Genomic DNA, 15,560 nt, shown 5'->3' with positions numbered 1-15,560 from the left:
TTGCTGAATGTTCGAGGCCCGGATCTCCTCCGGGTCTCGCGTTCATTTCCCTCGGGCGTGTCGATCTCGATGAGGTGAGACGCGGGGGAGCCGGAGTGGGCAGACGCCGATTCTGAGAGCGGCGATCTGAGCGAAGCTCGTGGCTCCGTCGCCTGGTCGGCCGGACCCGCGCACGCCCCGCGCCCGTCTCCGGGAATCCCGCTCTGACCTGCTGAAATGCAAGGCGGCCCGGGTCGTCCCAGACAGCCGCTGGCGCGGGGACGACCCGGACCGCTGGGCGCTATGAAAGCACACTGGCCCCACGAGTGCTCACTTCGCGACAGCTCGCCACGCCCGCCGTCGAGCCGGCGCGTGGCCGCACTGGGACCTGGGCGGGACCTCATAGTCTTTTCGGGTCATTTTTTGTTGCTTCACCTGAGCCCCCGGGACTTCGCCATGTGGTGGTCGTTTGCGGAAATCCCCGAAACGCTGCCAAGGTCGAGGCCGTTGGCGTCTATCGTCATCGACGTCGGACGAGTGAGTGGTCTATACCAGTCGCCCGTGGGGGGCAGTAGACAATCTGCAGCGAATCCCCCTTTTTGACGCGCCGGGAAAGTCCCGGAGGTTGAACCAGGAGGAATTCCTTCATGAACAGCAGCAGCGGCATCAAGCGGGGACTGGCGACTGTCGCCGTCTCCGCACTCGCAGTATCCGGCCTGGCGGGCTTCGCCGGCACGGCTCACGCAGTCTCGATCGACGACCAGCAGGCAGCCTCGGCGGACGTCAACTTCTACACGCAGGACGGCGTCGGTGCGTCGACGGCCAACGACGGTGCCAACACCACGGTGAGCCTTGTCGCCGGTGCCAGCGCCGACGTGAAGAAGGTGCGCTTCACCTACTCCATCGGCGGCGGCGCCGCTCAGGAGATCGCGGTCGTGGATCGCGTCAACGGCGCCTTCTCCACCCAGTGGGCACCCCCGCAGAACGTGCTCGGCGGCAACGTCGAGCTGAAGGCCATCGGCCTTGACGCGGCCGGCAACCCGATCGCCACCGCCGAGGACACCAACAGCAACGTCGCCGTTGCCGGTGCGACGAAGGCGATCGCGATCGCCGCCGCTCCCGGCTCCGAGGTCGGCGCCTACGACACGCCGGGCGGCACCACGAAGGTGATCGTCTCCGGCACCACCGACGCGGCAGCCGCTGGCGACGTCAGCCTCAATGGCGTCGAGCTCGGCCAGGCCAACAACTCGGGGATCAAGAACTTCTCCGGTGTGCAGGACCTGGGCAACTACACCTGGGACAGCACCGCGCCGATCGTTGACGAGGCCGTGCTCCACGCCGCCACCAACGACAGCGACGACGCCGTCCCGGTCAAGCTCTACAAGCAGACCATCGCGGCCAGCGGCGTCTCCGTGGACGCGCCCGCCAAGGCGGCCGGCAACTCCAACGTGACCGTCTCGGTCACCGACCAGCAGGGCAAGCCGGTCGCCGGTGCGCTCGTCTACCTGGACGGTGCCGGTGCTGCGGTTCAGTCCAACGCGAAGGGCCAGGCCACCTTCGCTGGTGTCACCCCCGCCGCGCACTCGATCCACGTCGACGTCAACGGCAGCGGCGCGACCTTCGAGCCCGGTGTGGACATCCAGAAGTCCTTCACCATCGCGGCCTACACGCCGGCGCTCACCACGCTGACGACCACCGCCGCGAAGCCGGTGCTCGACCGTGACGAGATCACCAACGCCACCTTCAAGGTCGTCGCGAAGGACCAGGAGGGTGCCACCATGACCGGCGCTCTGCCGGCCACCATGCGCGGTACCTGGACCCTGGTGCCCTTCGACGGTACCGCCGACCTGACCGCCCCGGCATCCATCAACCTGGCCACGGGCGAGGTCACCGGCATCCCGACGGCCAAGTCCGGCACCGCCACCCTCAACGTGCGCAACGAGATCGACGGTGACCCGCAGCCGAGCAACGGCGACGTGCAGGCCGCCGCGCTGACCGTCAAGGTCGGCGAGGCGTCGATCAAGTGGGACGCGGCCAACAACAACGTGCAGGCTGCCGCCGGCACCTCGGTGGTCGTGAACGGCTCGATCACCCTCGAGGACGGCACCGCGCTCGCCGACCGTCAGGCGAACGTCACCCTGGTGACCGGTGGCGATGCTGCCTTCGCGCCGACCGCCTCGCAGCCGCAGGGCACCGTGGTCACCGCCGGCGTTGCCACGGTGACCACCAAGGCCGACGGCACCTTCGCCGTGAAGGTCACCGACCCCGCCGTTGTTGCGCCGGCGGTGCAGCCGAAGGAGCTCAACGTCATCCTCGACGCTGAGTCCGCCGGCCTCGGCATCACCTTCGCGAACACGGCCAACCTCGACCTGGACTTCCAGGACCTGGCTGTGGACAAGACCACCTTCACCAACACGAACCTCTTCGACGGCAAGGCGACCCCGGGTCGTCCCGTGGAGTTCACCGGCACGGTCGTCAACGCGGCTGGTGACCCGGTCAGCAACACCGCGGTGGACCTGTCGCTCGACAAGGGCTTCTTCGTGCAGACCGACAACAACGGTCTGGTCCCCGACGTCGCGCCGGCCGAGGGTGGCCTGTGGGGTGACTGGGCCTCCGCGGGTGCCACGAAGACGGTGACCACCGACGCCAACGGCCAGTTCACCGTCACGGTGGGCATCGAGAAGGACGTGGACTTCGACGACGACGGCGCTGCCGACGTCACGCTGTCGGCCACGGTGGGCGGCAAGACCAACACGACCACCAAGACCTTCAGCTCGAGCGACGCCCTCAACGTCGGCGACGTGACGATCGAGTTCGCCGACCAGCAGGACGTCCGCGTCCTGCCGAAGGCGCCGACCAGCCACGACGTCTACCTCGACGTCTTCGCCACCGACCAGTTCGGCAACCTCACCGACGCCGACGTCGAGCTGAAGGACAACAAGGCCGACGCTCGGATCGAGGGCTCGAACGGCACCGCCGTGGTGACCGCCAAGTTCACGGACCAGGGTTCCAACGCCTGGCTCGATTCGGCCACCGCTGGTGACCAGGCCGTCTCCGGTCACGTCGTCAACGGCGACAAGAACACCTGGAACGACACCACCCCGGCTCCGGCTCCGGCCCGCACCTGGGTGCGCCTGGACGGCCCGAACAACGCGGTCTCCGCCGAGTCGGGTGCCACGACCACCGAGTGGTACGTCGTGGACCTCGAGGCTGGCAGCTACACGCTGAGCCACAACGGCGCTGAGTGGAACGCCGTCGGCAAGGTCGTCACCGTGACCTACACGGCGAAGGACCAGAACGGCAACCCGCTCGACGACATCGACGTCGAGTTCTTCCGGACCGGCCCGACCGACAACCCGCTCGACGGCCTCTTCGGCAACGCGAATGGCAACACCAACGCTGACGGCGAGGTCAAGGTGACCTTCCAGGGCAAGGGTGCGGGCACCGCGATCATCACCACCGTTGCGGAGGACGGCAACACCGGCGACGTGATCGCTGCTGGCGAGCAGACCCTCGAGATCAAGTTCGGCACCGAGCCGGTCGAGCCGACCGAGCCGTCCGCTGTCACCGCGAAGCTCGCTGGCGAGCACAACGGTGCCAAGAAGGACAAGCTCAAGGTCACCACGTCGCCGGCCGCCAAGGGCGCCGTCGTCACCCTCCAGCGCCTGAACGCCAAGGGCAAGTGGAAGGCCGTCGACTCGAAGGTCATCAACAAGAAGGGCAAGAAGTCCTTCAAGGTCGCTGACCTGAACGGCAAGAAGAAGACCGCCTACCGCGTGGTGGTCAAGGCCACGGCCACGACCAAGGCCGCGACCAGCAACACCAAGAAGGTCAAGTGACCCTCTGAGGGATCGGGGCGGCTCGCTGGTCGAGTCGCCCCGGCACCTCGCTGGGAGAGGGTCCTCTCCCCGTGCCCTCTCTCGGGCTAACACCCAACGGGACGCAGACGCGGACCGGGTCATGCGAGCCAGCCGCTGCGCGCGCGTGACCCGGTCCGCCCCGTAACCGTACAGCCTGCCCTCGGTTGACGAGGGTGGGCTGTCGCGCATTTCGGCCTGCCGTGCGAGCGGCGCTGCCCAGATGCGCCAATGGTCCGATTCGTCCTTGAGTAGCACGTCCCTCGGAGGCCACATGTCCACCGTCCCTGCCCGCGCACTGCTGACGATCGGCGTCCTGCTGGCGCTCCTCGCTCCCTCGTCGCCCGCCGTCTCGGTGGGCTCCGCGGCGCCCACGGACTCGCAGGCGGTGGCCGCGCGCACCACCGCCGTCAAGGCGATCCGGGCCAAGGGACCACGGCTGCGGACCAGCAAGGCGGTGCTCAACCACGCGATCGCGTGCACGTCGAACGTGGGCAAGGTGCGCAAGCGGACAGTGCTCCTGGTGCACGGCACCGGTGCGGTGCCGGACGACAACTTCACCTGGAACTACTACGCGGCGTTGAAGAAGCGCGGCAACCCCTACTGCACCGTGCGGATCCCCAAGCGCGGCATGGGCGATCTCCAACACAACGTGGAGTTCGTGGTGCACGCGATCCGTGCCGTCCATCGGCGCGCGGGCCGCAAGATCGCCATCATCGGCCACAGCCAGGGCGCCACGCTGCCGGCGTACGCACTGAGGATCTGGCCCGACACCGCCAAGCGCGTCGCGGACTTCATCTCGTACGCCGGCGCCTTCGATCTCGGTACCTCGATGGCGAACGTGCTCTGCGTGCTGCCCTGTGCCGAGGCGTTCAAGCAGTACACGCCTGGCTCGAACTTCCTGACGGCGCTGGCGAAGCACCCGCTGCCCCCGGGGCCGTCCTACACAGCCTTCGCCACCCGCTACGACGAGATCGTCACCCCGCAGCCTGCCGCCTCGCATCTCCAGGCCCCGGGTGCCCGCAACTACCTTCTGCAAGACCTGTGCCCGGCCGATGTCGCCGAGCATCTGCTGATCATCGCCGAGAAGCCGTTCTTCCAGCTGGCCTTCGACGCGCTCGACCACCGCGGGCCGGGCAAGCTCTCGCGGATCGGCAAGGTGACCTGCGGCCTCGACAAGCAGGTCGCCAACGCGCTGCCGGCGCTTCCCGGCTTCGGGACCGGCATCCTGACCTCCTACCCCAGCACGCTGACGGCCACCGAGCCGCCGCTCCGGGCCTACCTGCGACGCTGACCGGCGACTGGTCTGGTCCGGACCGAACCCAGGTTGTCTGGCTCGACCGGGTCGAGACAAGAACTCCGAGCCGCGCCGTCGCCCGTCGTTAGGTTTCGTGAGTCCGGGGAGGGACCGTTTCGTCAGGAGTGATGTTGACCGCGTCCACCCGTGCCTCCGCCCGCCCTCGGCCGACGCCTCGGCGCCTCCGCGCCCGCAGCTTGGCGGCTGCCGCCGCGCTTCTGGTCGCTGGTCCCCTCCTTGCCGGGATCGCGCCCGCGCACGCTGGCACCGCCCGCGGCGCCGCGACCGCCGCTCCGAGCATCGACCAGCCGGTCCTGGTGACGGCCCCCCGGATCCTCGGCTCCGTACGTGTCGGTGAGACGGTCACGACCGACCGCGGCACCTGGAACCCGTCGTACGCCGCCACCGCCGTGCAGTGGCTCCGTGACGGTGTGCCCGTCCTCGGCGCCACCGGCACGAGCTACCTGGTCACGGCGGACGACTACCTGAAGAGGCTCTCGGTCCGCGTGGCGGCGGCGGTCCCCGGCAGCGCGGCGACGATCGCCGACTCCGCCGCCACGACGGTCGGCCTCGGCGACGCACCGGTGCCGACGCGCAGGCCGGCGATCACCGGCCAGCCGAAGGTCGGCACGCAGCTCACCGCCGATCCCGGGCTGTGGGCGCCGGCCAACAGCACCTTCCGCTACCAGTGGTTCCGCGACAACACCGCGATCCCTGACGCGACGACGCTCACCTACACGCCGACGATCGACGACCTGAACCGGCCGCTCACGGTGCGCGTCGAGGCCACCTCGACCTCGCTGACCGGCTGGACCGTCGTCTACTCGGCTCCGGTCACCGTGCTACCCGGCGCGGGCCTCTCGGCGACCACCGCGCCGCGGATCCGCGGTGTCGCCGAGGTGGGGGAGACCCTCACCGCCGACGACGGCGTCTGGGCGCCGGTCGGTGCGACGCTGACCCGGCAGTGGCTGCGCGACGGCGTCGCGATCGCTGGTGCCACCGGCCCCACCCTGGTGCTCACCGCCGCCGACCTCGGACGCGCCATCACGCTGCGGGTCACCGCGAAGCTCACCGGGTACGCCGACGCCACCGCCACCACGACCCCGCTCACCGTGGCCGCCCGCAGCGCCGTCGCCTCCGTGACCGCGCCGCACCTGAGCGGCAAGCCGATGGTCGGCAAGAGCCTGTGGGTGACCGCCGGCAGTTGGCAGCCCAGCAACGTCGAGGTGACCTACCAGTGGCTGCGCGACGGTGCCCCGATCCCCGGGGCCACCGACGCCGGCTATGCGCTCCGCAAAGCGGACGCCGGCCACCAGGTGAGCGCGCGCGTCACCGCCGCCCAGGCCGGTCGGGCGCCGGCGAGCGTCGCCACGCCGCCGGTCGCGGTGACCAAGGCGCCCAGCACACTGCGGATCAAGCGCGTGCAGAAGGTGGTGCGCGAGGGCCAGGGCACGGTCGTGGTGGTGAAGCTCGAGGTGCCGCGCCAGGCCAGCACCGCAGGCACGATCCGGATCTTCGACGGCGTACGCCGCATCGCTCGCCTCCGGATGCCCAACGTCGGGCGTTCCGTGAAGCTCACCGTGCCCACCAAGACGCTGCGCGGCCTCGGCAAGCACCGGCTCAGCATCGTCTACAGCGGCAACGGCGCCACCGAGGCCTCCGACACCGCTGTCACCGTGCGGGTTCAGCGCACCCGCTGAGGCTCCCGTCAGCGGCGGTCGTCCCCACCAGTGATGGCCGCCGCTGGGCCGCGACCCATAGATCGAGGCGTGCGTTCAGTCGAACCAGGCCCGCCGCATCGCGCAGACCCAGCGCCGGTGTGGATGCTCGGTGACGGTCCACAGCCGGTCCTGCGCCGGCCAGTAGGCAAGGTCCTCCGGGCCGATCGGGGTCGCCAGGTGGTGACCGCGCAGCCGACCCGGTGAGCCGACGTACACGGACCCGGGAAGGAACGGGCTGACCGACGCGGTGGCGTACCAGCGGTCCCGTGCGACCACGGCCCCCTGCATCCGGGCGACACCGGCGTCGTCGAGCCCGAGCGCCGTGGTGGTGCCGCCCTCGCCTCCGAGGTCGTCGGCCAGGAGCCCGGAGACCGGGTCGACGGGGAACCTCGCCACCCTGCGGCTCTGGGTGCCACGCCCGTACTCGCCCGCGACGAGCTGGGGTACGTCGCCGCTGCGGTCGAGCGAGAGGAACGAGAAGCGCAGCTTGGCCGCGTCCGCGCTGCCGGCTCCGCGGTGGGTGAAGCGGACCGGGAGCAGGTGTCGGTAGCCCCAGCTGGCGATGCCGTCAGGGGTCACGGCCAGGGAGTCCTGCTGGGGAGCCGGAGTGCGCACCCGCACCAGATCGTCCCAGTGGCAGGTCATGAAGCCGCGGCCGGTCGCCGCCACGTGCAGCCACGGGCCGTGCCAGACGAGTCCGCCCGCATGGACTCGGAGCGGTTCGAGCACGAGTGCTCCGTCGACCAGCTTCGGCTGCACGAGCAGCACGTGCTCGTAGCGCAGTGTGGCGAGATCGACGACGCTGATCCGGGCCCCATGGGTGGTGCCGTCGACGGTCTTGGAGTACCAGGAGGTGACCACGAGGTCGCGTTCCGGCGCGGGCGCGAGGGGGCCGCCGTCGGCCGAGGTGGTGATGCCTTGGGGCCACCAGCGCTTGTCACGGCGGTCGGCCCGGTCCCAGGTGAAGGCCCAGTCGACGGCGCGGCCCAGCAGCCGGGGCACCCGAGAGCCGCGGCCGCGGTGCAGCCGGCGGTCCGTGCCGGCAGCCAGCGCCTCGGCCAGTCCGTCGAGCCCGATCCGTCCGCCGGCCGCCGCTGCCAGGGCCTCGGCCTCCGGCAGCAGCGGTCGGGATCGGGTCAGATGGATGCTCACTGGAAGAGCAGGGGGTTCTCCGCCAGCACGTCGCCCTCGCCGACGAAGAAGACCGCGTTGGCGCCGTTGACGCCGGCAGGCACCGTGAAGGGCACCGAGACGCACTGCCTGGACGGGTCGAACTTCCAGGTGTCCTGGACGCTGCCGAGCTGGGTCTCCCCGTCGGGGGCCACGAAGCCGACGCCGATCGGCGTACCCTCCGGGAGGCCGGTGATGGTGAACTCCGCATAGATCGTCTGCTCCGGGGCCACCGACATCGTCTGCGGGCTGTCCAACGAGGTGGTGCCCACGCAGCCACCCTGACCGTCCGTGGTCCATCCGTTGCCCACCCCGGAGACGTCGGAGGGGACGTCCTGCGGGTCCGGCAGCTCCTCGGCGTACGGCGACACGTAGTCGGGGTCGCCGCCCTTGCGTGCGATCTCCAGCACCTTGTCGGCCAGGTTGAGCGGGCGCAGCAGCGCCGAGCCCTGCGTGATCGCGCCGGCGGACTCCGAGACTGCCGTGATCACGGCGGTGTTGATGCCGATCAGCTCGCCGTCGTCGTTGATCGAGGCGCCGCCGGAGTTGCCCGAGCCGAGCCGCACATCGGAGTCGATGTAGCCGCGCTCGGTGCCCACCACCTCGTCGCGCTGGAAGGTCGACACGACGCCCTTCGTCACGGTGAGCGGCCGGTCGATCCCGGCCTGCGGGTTGCCGATGCCCGGGTAGCCCAGCGCGGTGATGCTGTCACCGGTGCGCAGCTCGTCGCTGTTGCCCAGCGGCATCGGCTCCGGCAGCTCGAGGTCGGCCTGGTCGACCTTGTTGCCGTCGGCGTCCTCGATGATCTGGAGCACTGCGAGATCCAGATAGCCGTCGCTGACGATCGGCACGGCCCGGTACGTCGGCTCGGCCGGCTTGTCGTCGGACTCCTGGGTGAGCGCCACCAGCAGATAGGCCGGGTCGGCGAACTCGCTGGCGCCCTGCCCCGGGGAGGAGGGCTTGCCGACGTGAGCGTTGGTGAGGATCAGGCCGTCGTCGCTGATGATGCTGCCCGAGCCGGTGTGGGTGGGCTGGCCGTCCGCGCCGACCGCCACCAGGAAGACGCTGGCGGCCTTGGCCCGGTCGAGCTCGGCCTCGGTGAGGCCGGCCTCGTCCTGCTTCTTCGGGTCGTCATCACCGCTGCTGAGCACCACAGCCGTCGTCACGCCGCCGATCAACAGCACCAGCGCGGCGGCGATCAGCCCGACCCGGCCGAACGCCTTCTTCCGCTTGCGGCCCTGGATCGCCTTGGTGGCCATCTCCGCGGTCACGACCGGCACCAGCTCCAGCTCGTAGCCCGCCGTCGGGTGGCCCAGCATGATCGTGGTGGGCTCCTCGATCTTGCGCTGGCTGACCCGCTCACCGTCGATGTAGGTGCCGCTCGTGGATCGGTCGGAGAGCCACCAGCCGTCGGGCCGGGGCTCCAGGAGTGCGTGCTGGCGCGAGACCGACGGGTCGTCGGCAGTGATCTCCAGACCCGGCTCGCGCCCGATCCGCACCGGCGCCATCAGCCCGAAGCGCTTGTCGCCGGCCCGCGAGCGCACCAGCATGCCGGGCGCCTGGGCACCGGGCGCGCCCGAGCCGTTGGGCACCATCGTCGGCGGCAGGGCCGCCGGGTTGATCGTCGGTGCGTGCGGCACCGGGCGGTCCTCCGCTCCCTCCTGGACGACGAGGATCGTGGCGGCGTCCGAACCCTGGCCGAGGGTGACGGTGGTCTGCCCCGTCAGCGGGATCGCCTGCACCCGCTGACCATTGACCCACGTGCCGTGGCTCGAGCCGGCGTCGACCAGCTGCCAGCCCTGCGGCCCCGGCACCAGGGAGGCGTGCTGGCGAGAGACGCTGCCACCCGCAAGCACCACGTCGGCCTCGGGGGAGCGCCCGATCCGGACCGGGCCCGTTGCCGGGAAGGTGTAGCTCTGGCCGCCTGCCTGCACCCGGATGTTGCTGGTCACTGTGCCCCCTGGTCTGCCTGCCTGGATGGTGGTCCGCGCGTCTGCGATGGAACCCGCATGCTATCGAGCGCGGGGCAACCCTCGCAGTCCCGCTGCGCAGAGTCGCTGCTCCAGTTCCTGTCGATCAACCATCGGGTGACGGCAGGCACAGTTTCCGGCTCCCGGCTCGCCCGGTAGTTGATCTATGAAACACTCGTGACCGAGATGAAGGCGGTAGTGGGAGCAGCAATCATTCGGCACGGGCGTGTGCTGGCTGCTCGACGGACCGCACCAGCCGCAGCGGCCGGCCGCTGGGAGTTCCCGGGCGGGAAGGTCGAGGCGGGGGAGAGTGCCGAGCAGGGTCTCGTCCGCGAGATCCGCGAGGAGCTCGGGCTCGACGTCGAGCTCGGCCCTTGGCTCGCCGGCTCGGTGCCCGTCGGCCAGACCCACGCCCTCACCGTCGCGCTTGCCCGGATCGCCCGTGACGCCGTACCGCAGCCGGTGGAGCACGACCAGCTGCGCTGGGTGGGGCCGGAGGAGCTCGACGAGCTCGACTGGCTCGAACCCGACCGTCCCTTCCTCGCTGAGCTACGGGAGGTGCTGCTCGACGGCGACCCGATGGCCGAGGGGTCGGAGGTCGTGCGCGTCGGTCGCACCGTACGCCGCCCCACCGGCCCGTGGACCCCGGCCGTGCACGCGTTGCTCGCGCAGCTGCGTCGGCACCTGGTGCCGGGCGTGCCGCGAGTCCTCGGCATCGACGAGCGCGGTCGCGAGGTGCTCGAGCTGCTGCCCGGCCGCCCCGTGCCCGTCGAGGAGATGGACGACGTACACCTGGTGGCCCTGGTGCAGCTCCTCGACACCGTCAACGCGGCGGCGGGCGGCTTCTCCCATCCCGACCTCGGGCCGATCGCGCTCTTCTCCCACGACGAGCTCGGGCCCGAGCAGGTGCTCTTCGAGGGCACGCGGGTGACCGGCGTGACCGGCTGGCGGCACGCCGCACCGACGCTGCCGCTGCGACAGCTCGCCCACCTCGCCTGGGCCGCGGCGCCGATGACCCTCTCCGACGCCGAGATCGTCCGCCGCTTGGAGCTGATCGCCGAGGCGTTCTCGGGGCCCTCGGCACGCGAGCTCCTTGCCGCTGTCGGTGACCGGGTGCGTGCCGCGGTCGCGCAGCTGGACGAGCCGCTGCGGTCGGTCAGCAGCCAGGCGCTGCTCGAGTTCGAGGCGCGGCGCCCGGCCCTCGACGCGGCGCTGGCAGAGAACGAGGAACGGGCCTCGTGAGGGGGATCTTCTTCGAGGAGGAGACGGCCCGCGAGGTCGCCGCCCAGCTGATCCGCTCCGGTTGGAACGCGCAGGTCGAGGTCGAGCGCCTGGCGGGAGAGGACGACGATGAGGACCACCAGTGGGCGGTGCGCACCGACGCGCCCGCGGTGCAGTTCGAGTTGCTGATCGACAACCACGACGGCTGGCTGGACGACGGCCAGGTCCCCGCCCCCGGTCCCGGTGTCGGGCCGGGCGCCGATCTCGGCTCGGGGCCCGATGCTGGCTCGGGGACCGCTGCCGCCCCGATGGAGCTCCCGCTCGCCCCGCGTCGCATCAAGCGTCCCTCGGTCTAGCACCACGCACCACCTCGCTTCGATGGAGCGAGATGGCGCGTTTCTCGGGCGTCAGCAGCCCGCACACTCCATCGAGCGTCACCAGCACAAGTGCCCACCGTGGCTGTCCGCGTCGGAGCGGATCCGTAGGCTTGGCCCATGACCGAAGGCCAGATCCCCGACCAGCGCCTGCTGCTGGTGCATGCCCACCCTGACGACGAGTCGATCGGGCAGGGCGCCACGATGGCGAAGTACGCCGCTGAGGGGCGGGGCGTCACCCTGGTCACCTGCACGGCGGGTGAGATGGGCGAGATCCTGGTGCCCGAGCTCAGCCACCTCGCCGCCGATCAGGACGATGCCCTCGGTGCCCACCGGCGTACGGAGCTCGCCGAGGCGATGAAGGCGCTCGGCGTCACCGACCACCGGTTCCTCGGGGGGTTCGGCACCTACCGGGACTCCGGCATGCAGTGGCACGCCGATGGCCATGCGATCCCGGCTGACACGATCCACGACAACGCCTTCTGGCACGCCGACCTGCTCGCGGCGGCCGACCACCTGGTTGCGGTGATCCGCGAGGTGCGACCGCAGGTGATGGTGACCTACGACGACTTCGGCGGCTACGGCCACCCCGACCACATCCAGGCCCACCGGGTGGCCACCTACGCCGCGTTCCTGGCGGCGATCGACGGGCACCGGCCCGACCTGGGTGAGCCTTGGGAGATCGCGAAGGTCTACTGGGGCGCGATGTCCGAGTCGCGGATGCGTGAAGGCCTGCGGATGCTGCGCGAGGCGGGCGACGAGACCGCGTTCGAGGGCATGGACCCCGATGGCCCGCTGCCCCCGTTCGTCTGCGCCGACGAGCTGCTGAGCGCCTGCGTCGACGCGAGCGAGTACGCCGACGCGAAGATGGCCGCACTCGCCGCGCACAAGACGCAGATCACCGTCGACGGCCCGTTCTTCGCGCTCTCGAACAACGTCGGCTCGGCGATGCTCGGCTACGAGTTCTACCGGTTGGTCAAGGGCGCGAAGGGCCCGGTCGGCGCCGACGGGCTGGAGACCGACCTCTTCGCCGGCCTGTGACGATGCCCGCTGCCGGTCGCAGCGCAGTCGCTCGCTGGGGACGGGTCCTGCTGAGCCTCCTGGCCCTCGTCGTCGGCCTCGGCACCGGGTTGGCGTCCACCGCCGTCCACGACCACAACTGGGCCTGGTTCCTGCTGGCCGTGGCGGCTCCTGCCGCCGCCCTGGCGGCCTGGCCGACCGGCTGGCCTCGGATCGGCTTCACCACCGGCTGGCTGGTGCTTGTCCTCGTGGCCATCCAGGGGACGGCGGCGGGCTCCTACGCGATCTCGGCAGATCTCCGCGGCTATCTCTTCCTCGCCAGCGGCCTCGGGCTGATGGTCGCGGCGATCGTCACCCTGCCGGCTCCCCGGGCCCGCGGCGCGGTGTCTCCAGGTCCGTCCCCGGGGAGCCAGGAGCAGTGACCACCCCGACCGTGGGCCGGTGCGGCGGCTGCTGCTGAGGCGGGACGCTGTCAGCGCGGGGACAACATGCCCAAGCGGGACACCCCCGGGATGCGTCGGTGGCGACGTCTAGGCTTGCGCGCGTGACTAAGCAGAACACCGGCCCAGCGCCCGCCAAGGAGTCCAAGGGCGGTCGTGTCGTCGTGCTGACGGTGCTGGGAGTCCTCGTGCTCGCCGGGGCCGGGTACGCCGGCGCCTACGCGGGGGCCGGAGCGAAGGTTCCGAAGGGCACCACGGTCGCGGGAGTGAAGATCGGCGGCATGGACGAAGATGCCGCGATCGCCAAGCTGGAGAAGGAGTTCGGCACCCCGAGGGCGGTCAAAGCCTCGATCGACGGCGGCGAGGAGATCCGCATCGCCGACGCGCCGATCACGCTCGATGCAGCGGCCACGGTCGCCGAGGCCGGGGGCGGCCGCAGCTGGTCGCCGTCCCGCTTGTGGAACTACTACACCGGTGGCGACGAGATCGAGCCGGTGACCGTCGTCGACTCCGCAAGCTTGGAGAAGGTGCTCGCGTTGCTCGACGAGCAGTACGGCAAGGCCCCGGTCGACGGCAGCGTCACGTTCAAGGGCGCCGAGGTGCGCACGACCGACCCGGTGATCGGCCGTCTGATCGATCGCGACACCGCCGAGCGGCAGCTGGTCGAGGCATTCCTGGAGGGGGAGACGGCCGACCTGAGCCTGACCGAGGCCGACCCTGAGATCGACGAGGCCGACGTGCAGAAGGCGCTTGACGAGTTTGCCAACCCGGCCGTCTCTGCGTCGGTCACCCTGAACTTCGACAAGACGAAGGTGCAGCTGGCTCCGCGTGCCTACACCAAGGCGCTCTCGTTGGTGGCGACCGATGGTGCCCTCGAGCCCACGCTCGACGAGAAGCGGCTCGACAAGATCGTCCGCAGCAAGATGGTCGGCCGCGACGATGCTCCCGTCGACGCCACGGTGAAGCTGGTCAACGGCAAGCCGAAGGTGATCCCCGCCAAGCCGGGAGTCGACTTCGCCACCGAAGACATCACCGCGACCTTCCTCGACCTCGTCGTGAAGCCGGCCGGTGAGCGGGAGGCAGACGTGGAGGCCACAGTCACCGACGCCGACTTCACCACCGCCGACGCCAAGGCGCTGGGCATCAAGGAGGAGATCTCGTCCTTCACCACCTACTACCCGCCGGCCAACTACCGCAACGTCAACATCGGTCGCGCGGCCGAGCTGGTGGACGGCACGGTGCTGAAGCCCGGTGAGGTCTTCTCGCTCAACGACATCGTGGGGGAGCGGACCCTCGAGAACGGCTTCACCACCGGCACGATCATCAGCAACGGGGTCTTCAAGGAAGACCTCGGCGGTGGCGTCTCCCAGATGGCGACCACGACGTTCAACGCGATGTTCTTCGCCGGCCTGCAGGACATCGAGCACAAGCCGCACTCGTTCTACATCGACCGCTATCCGGTCGGACGAGAGGCAACCGTGGCCTGGGGCTCGGTCGACCTGCGCTTCAAGAACAACACCGACTACGGTGTGCTGATCTCGGCGAAGGTGACGCCTGGCTACTCGTCCAACGGCGTGGTGACGGTCAAGATGTACTCGACCAAGATCTGGGACATCACCACCAAGACCAGCGAGCGCTACAACTACCGGCCCGCAGCGACCCGGCACATCACCACGCCCGGCTGCGTGCCCAACGCCGCGCCCAGCAGTGGCTTCGACGTCGACGTCTGGCGCTACTTCCACAAGCCCGGCTCGAAGAAGATCGAGAAGACGGAGAAGTTCCACACCGCCTACATCGCCGTCGACCGCGTCGTCTGCGGCCCGCCGCCCGGCGAGAAGAAGGACGACGAGAAGCAGGACTGAGCGCCTGGCGCTCTGTCGGGAGCGTCGCGACAGCAACCGCCGGCCGGAGCGTCGTGACGGGAACCGTCTCGGCGCGGCCGGCGTCGGACCCGCATGCGCCTGATCCTCTCGACCTTGTTGTTGGCCTTCGCCCTCACCGGCCTCACCGCGTGCGACGACGGTGGCGGTGGCGGCGGCGGGGAGAAGCAGGAGTACGCCGACCCGGCGACCACCACGGTCAAGGTCGCCTTCCGCGACTCGTCGGTGCCGCCCGAGTACCACCGCAGTTGGCAGCTCACCCTTGACCAGGAGTCGATCCGGCTCGTCGTCGACTCCTACGGCGATGTGTTGAGCGACGAGACGTTGCCGATGCCGGCCCCGGAGTGGGAAAGGTTCACCGCCGATCTCCCCGCTGCCGTGGCCGAACTGGGGGAGCCGGCGCCCGGGCAAGAAGGATGCAGCGGAGGCACTGGCCTCGGCTTCGAGATCGACGGCTCACTGAGCCGCACGCTCGACCTCGACAACTGCGCGAACGACCCCAACCTCGCCATCACCGACGAGATCCTTGCTCTCGTGGCGCCCTTCACGCATCGGATCGACCTCGCCGGGGCCACCGCCACCGACTAGCTCGACCTCATGCCGCCGTACGCCCAGAGCCGGATCGGACGTG

At 70.3% G+C, this 15,560-nt stretch carries 11 protein-coding genes; 9 read left to right on the top strand and 2 right to left on the bottom strand.

Features of this window, described 5'->3' with window-relative positions; all coding sequences use genetic code 11:
* The first annotated feature begins 626 nt into the window (after window positions 1–626).
* From DNK54_RS15905 to DNK54_RS15895, 3 genes are all read left to right on the top strand, one after another.
* Window positions 627–3,818 carry an Ig-like domain-containing protein gene (locus DNK54_RS15905; RefSeq protein ID WP_110207989.1) on the top strand — a complete coding sequence of 1,064 codons (3,192 nt, stop codon included), beginning with the start codon at window positions 627–629 and terminating at the stop codon, window positions 3,816–3,818.
* A gap of 292 nt (window positions 3,819–4,110) precedes the next feature.
* A complete protein-coding gene (locus DNK54_RS15900; RefSeq protein WP_162602498.1) occupies window positions 4,111–5,130 on the top strand; it encodes an esterase/lipase family protein in 1,020 nt (339 codons plus the stop codon).
* A gap of 134 nt (window positions 5,131–5,264) precedes the next feature.
* A complete protein-coding gene (locus tag DNK54_RS15895; RefSeq protein WP_162602497.1) occupies window positions 5,265–6,833 on the top strand; it encodes a hypothetical protein in 1,569 nt (522 codons plus the stop codon).
* 75 nt (window positions 6,834–6,908) lie between these two features.
* Here the strand turns inward: DNK54_RS15895 and DNK54_RS15890 are convergent, their stop codons facing one another.
* Entirely contained in the window at window positions 6,909–8,006 is a 1,098-nt protein-coding gene (locus tag DNK54_RS15890; protein WP_110207986.1) for a hypothetical protein, read from the bottom strand.
* Window positions 8,003–9,976 (bottom strand): FHA domain-containing protein, encoded by a 1,974-nt coding sequence (locus tag DNK54_RS15885; protein ID WP_110207985.1) that lies wholly within the window; start codon window positions 9,974–9,976, stop codon window positions 8,003–8,005. Before DNK54_RS15885 ends, DNK54_RS15890 begins: the two co-directional genes overlap by 4 nt.
* Window positions 9,977–10,180: 204 nt before the next feature.
* On the opposite strand from DNK54_RS15885, the gene DNK54_RS15880 reads away from it, so the two are divergent.
* From DNK54_RS15880 to DNK54_RS15855, 6 genes are all read left to right on the top strand, one after another.
* Entirely contained in the window at window positions 10,181–11,236 is a 1,056-nt protein-coding gene (locus tag DNK54_RS15880) for a (deoxy)nucleoside triphosphate pyrophosphohydrolase (RefSeq protein WP_204164654.1), read from the top strand.
* Entirely contained in the window at window positions 11,233–11,571 is a 339-nt protein-coding gene (locus tag DNK54_RS21320; RefSeq protein WP_204164638.1) for a hypothetical protein, read from the top strand. The genes DNK54_RS15880 and DNK54_RS21320 overlap by 4 nt, the downstream gene beginning before the upstream one ends.
* A gap of 138 nt (window positions 11,572–11,709) precedes the next feature.
* Complete coding sequence (mshB, locus tag DNK54_RS15870; RefSeq protein ID WP_110207983.1) at window positions 11,710–12,630, top strand: N-acetyl-1-D-myo-inositol-2-amino-2-deoxy-alpha-D-glucopyranoside deacetylase; 921 nt, start codon at window positions 11,710–11,712, stop codon at window positions 12,628–12,630.
* A 2-nt stretch (window positions 12,631–12,632) separates the two neighbouring features.
* Window positions 12,633–13,031, top strand: a complete 399-nt coding sequence (locus tag DNK54_RS15865; protein WP_110207982.1) for a hypothetical protein — start codon at window positions 12,633–12,635, stop codon at window positions 13,029–13,031.
* A gap of 122 nt (window positions 13,032–13,153) precedes the next feature.
* Window positions 13,154–14,911 carry a VanW family protein gene (locus DNK54_RS15860; RefSeq protein WP_162602496.1) on the top strand — a complete coding sequence of 586 codons (1,758 nt, stop codon included), beginning with the start codon at window positions 13,154–13,156 and terminating at the stop codon, window positions 14,909–14,911.
* Window positions 14,912–15,004: 93 nt separating this feature from the next.
* Window positions 15,005–15,517, top strand: coding sequence for a hypothetical protein (locus DNK54_RS15855; RefSeq protein WP_110207980.1), 513 nt, complete (start codon window positions 15,005–15,007; stop codon window positions 15,515–15,517).
* Window positions 15,518–15,560: the final 43 nt, after the last annotated feature.

Origin of the sequence: Nocardioides daejeonensis (assembly GCF_003194585.1) — a bacterium.
Lineage (GTDB): Bacteria > Actinomycetota > Actinomycetes > Propionibacteriales > Nocardioidaceae > Nocardioides > Nocardioides daejeonensis.
Note: the sequence above shows the minus strand (reverse complement) of the source record. Positions and strands in the feature narration are given on the sequence as shown.